Annotated in this window: 5 protein-coding genes; 2 read left to right on the top strand and 3 right to left on the bottom strand. The window is 66.4% G+C overall.

Features of this window, described 5'->3' with window-relative positions; all coding sequences use genetic code 11:
- A partial coding sequence (locus tag FBR05_14645) for a nitrite/sulfite reductase (GenBank protein ID MDL1873416.1) occupies positions 1-1447 on the bottom strand: 1447 nt, incomplete at its 3' end.
- A gap of 162 nt (positions 1448-1609) precedes the next feature.
- On the opposite strand from FBR05_14645, the gene FBR05_14640 reads away from it, so the two are divergent.
- Together FBR05_14640 and FBR05_14635 are read left to right on the top strand one after the other, a co-directional pair.
- Positions 1610-2584, top strand: coding sequence for a D-2-hydroxyacid dehydrogenase (locus FBR05_14640; GenBank protein MDL1873415.1), 975 nt, complete (start codon positions 1610-1612; stop codon positions 2582-2584).
- 149 nt (positions 2585-2733) lie between these two features.
- Positions 2734-2994 carry a hypothetical protein gene (locus tag FBR05_14635; protein ID MDL1873414.1) on the top strand — a complete coding sequence of 87 codons (261 nt, stop codon included), beginning with the start codon at positions 2734-2736 and terminating at the stop codon, positions 2992-2994.
- 56 nt (positions 2995-3050) lie between these two features.
- Here the strand turns inward: FBR05_14635 and FBR05_14630 are convergent, their stop codons facing one another.
- Positions 3051-4646 (bottom strand): acyl-CoA synthetase, encoded by a 1596-nt coding sequence (locus FBR05_14630; protein ID MDL1873413.1) that lies wholly within the window; start codon positions 4644-4646, stop codon positions 3051-3053.
- 34 nt (positions 4647-4680) lie between these two features.
- Positions 4681-5183: methylmalonyl-CoA mutase (locus tag FBR05_14625; GenBank protein MDL1873412.1), on the bottom strand; the 503-nt coding region annotated here is incomplete at its 5' end.

The following is a 5183-nucleotide window of genomic DNA, read 5'->3' as shown; positions in this document are numbered from 1 at the left end:
GCAGGTTCTGCACCGCCTGGTCCAGGCGGGCGGCCTGCTCGGCCAAGCGCTTGCGCAGCTCGCCGGCCAAGCCGCGCGACGAGGAAATGCCCAATTTGCAGGTGTCGGTGCCGGGACAGGCGACGACGTCGAAGATGTTGCCGGCGCCGGGGGCGCCCAGGCCGACGGCCTTCAGCGCCGCGTAGAGCTCGGGCAGGTCGCGGTTGCTGACCCAGCGCAGGACGATGTTCTGCTCGACCGTCGTGCGCAGCGTCTCGTGGGTGAACTTGCGCGCGATGTCGGCCAGGGCCCGCAGCTGGTCGGGCGTGATGTCGCCCAGGGGCAGGGTGATCGTGGCGACCGAATAGCCCTTTTGGCGCTGCGGGCGAATATTGGTCTTGAGCCAGCGCTGGAAGTCTTCGGGGCCGCCGGTCGGCAGCTCGCCGCCCTCGCGCAGCGGCTTCTCCTCGCGTTTGAGCTCGGCCTCGATCAGGCTGGTCCAACGCGGGTCGTGGGGGAGGATCTTGCGTTCCTCACGGACCAGCTCTTGGAACTTCTCGAGGCCCAGGTCCTTGATGAGGAATTTGATGCGAGCCCGGTTGCGGTTTTTCTTCTCGCCCAGGCGGGCGAAGACGCGGGCGATGGCCTGCGTGGTCGGCAGCAGTTCCTCGGGCGGGAGGAATTCGTCGAAGATCTTGGCCTGGAAGGGCACCGCGCCTAATCCTCCACCGACGACGTATTCGAAGCCCAACCGCAATTGGCCGTTTTCTTCGCGGACCCGCGCGATGCCGCCCACGTCGTGGATGTTGACCAGGCCGCAGGCGTGCTGCTTGCAGCCGCTGAAGGCCGGCTTGAACTTGCGGCCGAAGTCTTGGCAGTCGGGGTGGCCCAGCAGGAACTTGGCGAGGGCCCGCGCGTAGGGGCTGACATCGAAGGCCTCGTCGGCGCAGACGCCGGCGTAGGGGCAGGCGGTGACGTTGCGCACCGAATTGCCGCAGGCCTCGCGGGTGGTGATGCCCACCGCGGCCAGGCGCCGCATCAGCGCGGGCGTGTCGTCGATGTGGACGAAGTGCAGCTGGAAATCTTGCCGGGTGGTCACATGGGCGATGCCGTCGGAGTATTCCTCGGCCAAGTCCGCCATCACCTCGAGCTGCTCGGCGTTGAGGCCGCCGATCGGGATCTTGATGCGCTGCATGCCGGGGGCGTCCCAGAAGGTCATGGGGCCCTTGGTGAGCTCGCCGGAGGGGAACTTCAGCTGCTGGACCTTGGTGCCGTCGTGGCGCTGGCCGTTGTCGTAGCGCTGGCCGTAGGCCCCGCGGCGCAGCCGGGTCTCGGCGAAGAGCTTTTCGTCGATCTTGCCCTGCTTGCGCAGCTGGATCTCGGTCTCGAAGATGTCGAGTTCCCGCGCGAGGTCGGGGGCGATCTTGCCGGCCAGTTGGGCCTTCCAGAGGTCGTGGCTGCTCTTCATGGGTAAACTCCCTATCCTTGGAAAAAACCTAAATCATTTCCGCGCCGGACAAACAAGCCTATTTTAACAGCTTCCTCGGCATTGTCTTGAGATAACATAGTCTTGGGGAAGGGTGCGGATTTCATTTGGAAGCAGGGCCAAAGGAGGCTAGGGAAGCCCGCCATGCCGGGCAAGCACCCCTCCATTTTGTTCCTCGACGCCGCCACCGTGGACTTGGGCGATATCGCCGTGAAAAACCTGAAAAAACAGGGCGCCTATGCCGCCCTGGGCCTGGAGCCGGGCGACCCCTTGCCCCCGGCCGCGCTCGGGGCCGAGATCGTGGTCTCCAATAAATACCCGCTTCGCGAGGCCCAACTGGGTTTTTTGCCCAAACTGAAATTGATTTGCGTCGCCGCCACCGGCACCAACAACGTCGATCTCGAGGCCGCGCGGCGGCGCGGGATCGCGGTCTGCAACGTGGCGGGCTATTCCACGCCGACGGTGGTCGAGCAGACGGTCCTGTTTCTCCTGGCCCTCGGCCACCGCTTGCTGGAGCACGACGCGGCGGTCAAGTCCGGGGCCTGGAGCCGCGCCCCCCACTTCGCGCTCTTGGATTTCCCCTTCGGCGACTTGGCGGGGAAGCGACTCGGCATCCTGGGCTACGGTCACATCGGCCGAGGGGTGGCCCGGGTGGCGAAGGCCCTGGGCATGGAGGCGGCGGTCGGCAAGATCCCCGGCGGGAAATACCCCGCGCGCGAGAAGCGCCTCGAGTTGCGGCGCCTCTTGCAGAGCAGCGATTTCGTCACCCTGCACTGTCCCTTGAGCCCCAGGACCGAAGGGATGATCGACGCCAAGGCCCTGGCCTGGATGAAGCCCGGGGCCCATTTGTTGAACCTGGCCCGCGGCCCCATCGTCGACGAGGCCGCGGTCGCCCGCGCCCTGCTGGCCGGCAAGCTCGCCGGCTACGCGACCGACGTCCTCGGCCAAGAGCCGCCGCCGCCCGACCACCCGCTCTTCGACCCGCGGCTGCGCGACAAGGTCCTGTTCAGCCCCCACATCGCCTGGGCCAGCCGCGAGTCGCGCCAGCGCCTGGTCGACGAAATCGCCGCCAACATCGCGGCCTTTCGCCGCGGGGCGCGCCGCAACCGCGTTGATTGAGACGGGGCCCCGTCGTCGGGTTCCAATGGGCAGAGGATCCCTGGCGAGCGCGGAACTTAAGATCGGGTGGGAGTTCCGATATTTTCCGACGAAACTCGCCGAGGCCATTGCGTCGATAATAGGCCCGGGTGAGGTGGAAGGAGTTCGCGATGAGCCAAAACGATCCCATTTCAGGTGTTTCCGGAAGGCGCCGCGCCGGACGCGCCGAATTGCAGGCCGAGTTCGAGCGCGCCTACCAAGAAGAGCTGCAAAACGCCAAGGGCGCCGGCGGAACGCCTCCGGACGAGGCCGCCCTGCGGGAGCGGGCCGCCGCCAAGGTGCGCTCCCGGTACCCCGAGGCCGACCCCGCCGAGCTATCGCAGGCCGCTTGGTCGGCAAGTCAAGCTTTGGGCGCCTTGTCGCGAGGTTAGTGGGCCAACCGTCTGCTTGAGACGGAGATGAGGAAATTAAAAAAGACGAAGTCGGGTTAATGCGGGCTCGATAGGACGCTCCTTCGCAGCTTGCCGTTGGAAGTCTTCGGCAGCTCCCGAAGAAAGACCAGGGACTTCGGAACTTTGTACTTGGCGAGCCGGGTCGCGGCGAAGGCCAGGATTTGCTGCGCGGTTTCCTGGGTCGCCCCCGATCCCGCCTTCAATACGACGTAGGCCTGGATCGAGGTTCGGCCGCCGGCGTCGGTGACGCCCACGGCAGCGGATTCCTCCACCGCGGCGTGGGCGTTCAGGGCCGCCTCCACCTCCATCGGCGAGATTCGATAGCCGCCCGCGGTCAAGACGTCGTCGCGCCGGCCCAGGAAGAAAAAATTTCCTTCCGCATCCCGCGTCGCCAAATCTCCGCTCAAAAACCACTCCCCCCGGAAACTCTGTGCCTCGTCGTCGGGGCGCCGGTGATAGCCCAGCATCAGCCCCTCGCAGGAGCGGTGCGAGGCGAGGATGCCGGGCTCGTTCGGCCCGCACTCGCTTAAGTCCTCTCTCAGGATTGCGATGCGTTGGCCGGGCAGGGCCCTCCCGCAGGAGCCCGCGACGGGCGCCGCTTCGTGGCCCTGGACGAGGTAGACGGAATGCTCGGTCATGCCGAGGCCCTCGCGGATCTCGATCCCGGTCCTTTCGCGGAAGCCGGCGCGCAGCTCGTCGGAGAGCTTCTCGCCGGCGCTCAGGCAGACGCGAAGGCCGGACAGGGCGCCCTCGCGCGACTCGAGGTAAGGCAGCAGGCGCCGGTAGATGCCGGGCACAGTCATGAGGGTGGTGACGCCGTGGCGGCGGACGATGTGGGAGAGCTGCTCCGCGCCCAGGCGCCCCTGGTAGACGACCGAGGTCAGTCCGTGGCGCCAGACGTCGAGCAGGCCGCAGGTGAGGGCGTAGCTCCAGTTGAGGGCGCTGGTGTTGAAGATGACGTCGCCGGCGCGGAGGTCCTGCCAGACCTTCGCCCGGGCGTCGTGGGCGCGGATGCTGCGGTGCGCGTGGATGACCGCCTTGGGACGCCCCTCGGTGCCGCTGGTGTAGAGCCAGAAGGCCGGCGCGTCGGCCGGGGTGGGTTCGGTGTGAAAGGTCGCGTCCGCGGCCTTGAGGAGGTCTTGCCAGCGCCGTACCCCTTCCGGGAGTCTTTCGGCCTTGTCGCAGAGCCAAAGCGTCTTGCGCAGCGTCTCGGGCGTATTTTGTAAAAGTTCTCGGGGCAGGAGCTCGGGACCCGCGACCAGGGCCGCCGCTTCGCTGTCTTGCAGGATAAATTCCAGCTCGGGCCAGGTGAGTTGGGCGGAGGTCGGAATCGGGATCAGGCCCGCCTTGACCGCGCCGATAAAGCTGATCGGAAACTCGGCGCTGTTTTCCATGCGCAGGACGACCCGCGCGCCGGGTGGCAGGCCCAAGGAAGCGAAGGCGTTGGCCATGGCGTTGCTGAGTCCCTGGAGGCTGGAATAGGAGAGGCGCAGCGGCGGCTCGCGCAGGGCGCCGGTCGCGGGGTCTTCCTTGATATAGACCAAGGCCGTGTGGTGCTTGTTCTGCAGGACCTCGGCGTGCTTGTCGATGCAGTCGAGGGCGAGGTTGTAGAAGTCGGAGGAAGGATTCATGATGAAATTGTAGGGGCGAACCTTGTGTTCGCCCCTACAGGACGACGCGCTCCTGATAGAGCCCGAAGACCTCGCGCATCGTGTCGCTGATCTCGCCCAACGTCGTGTAGCAGCGGACCGCGTCGAGAATGCGCGGCATCAGGTTGTCGCTTCCGCGCGCGGCGGCGGCCAGGGCTTCGCGGGCGGCCTTCACCTTCAGGTTGTCGCGGCGCTCGCGCAGGGCCTTCAGGCGCTCCTTCTGGCGCTTCTCCAGGGCCGGGTCGACCTTGAGGATGTCCTTCACCGGCGCCTCTTTCATCTGGAACTCGTTGACGCCGACGATGATCTGCCGCTTCTCCTCGATCGCCTTCTGGTACTGGTAGGCCGACTCCTGGATCTCGCGCTGCGGAAAGCCGTTCTCGATCGCCTTCACCGCGCCGCCCATCTTGTCGATCTTTTCGATGTACTCCAGGGCCCGCCGCTCGATCTCGTCGGTCATCGACTCGATCATGTAGCTGCCGGCCAGCGGGTCGATGGTGTCGGCCACGCCGGTCTCGT

Source organism: Deltaproteobacteria bacterium PRO3 (assembly GCA_030263375.1).
Classification (GTDB): domain Bacteria; phylum UBA10199; class UBA10199; order DSSB01; family DSSB01; genus DSSB01.
This window is presented reverse-complemented; position numbering and strand designations above follow the sequence as displayed.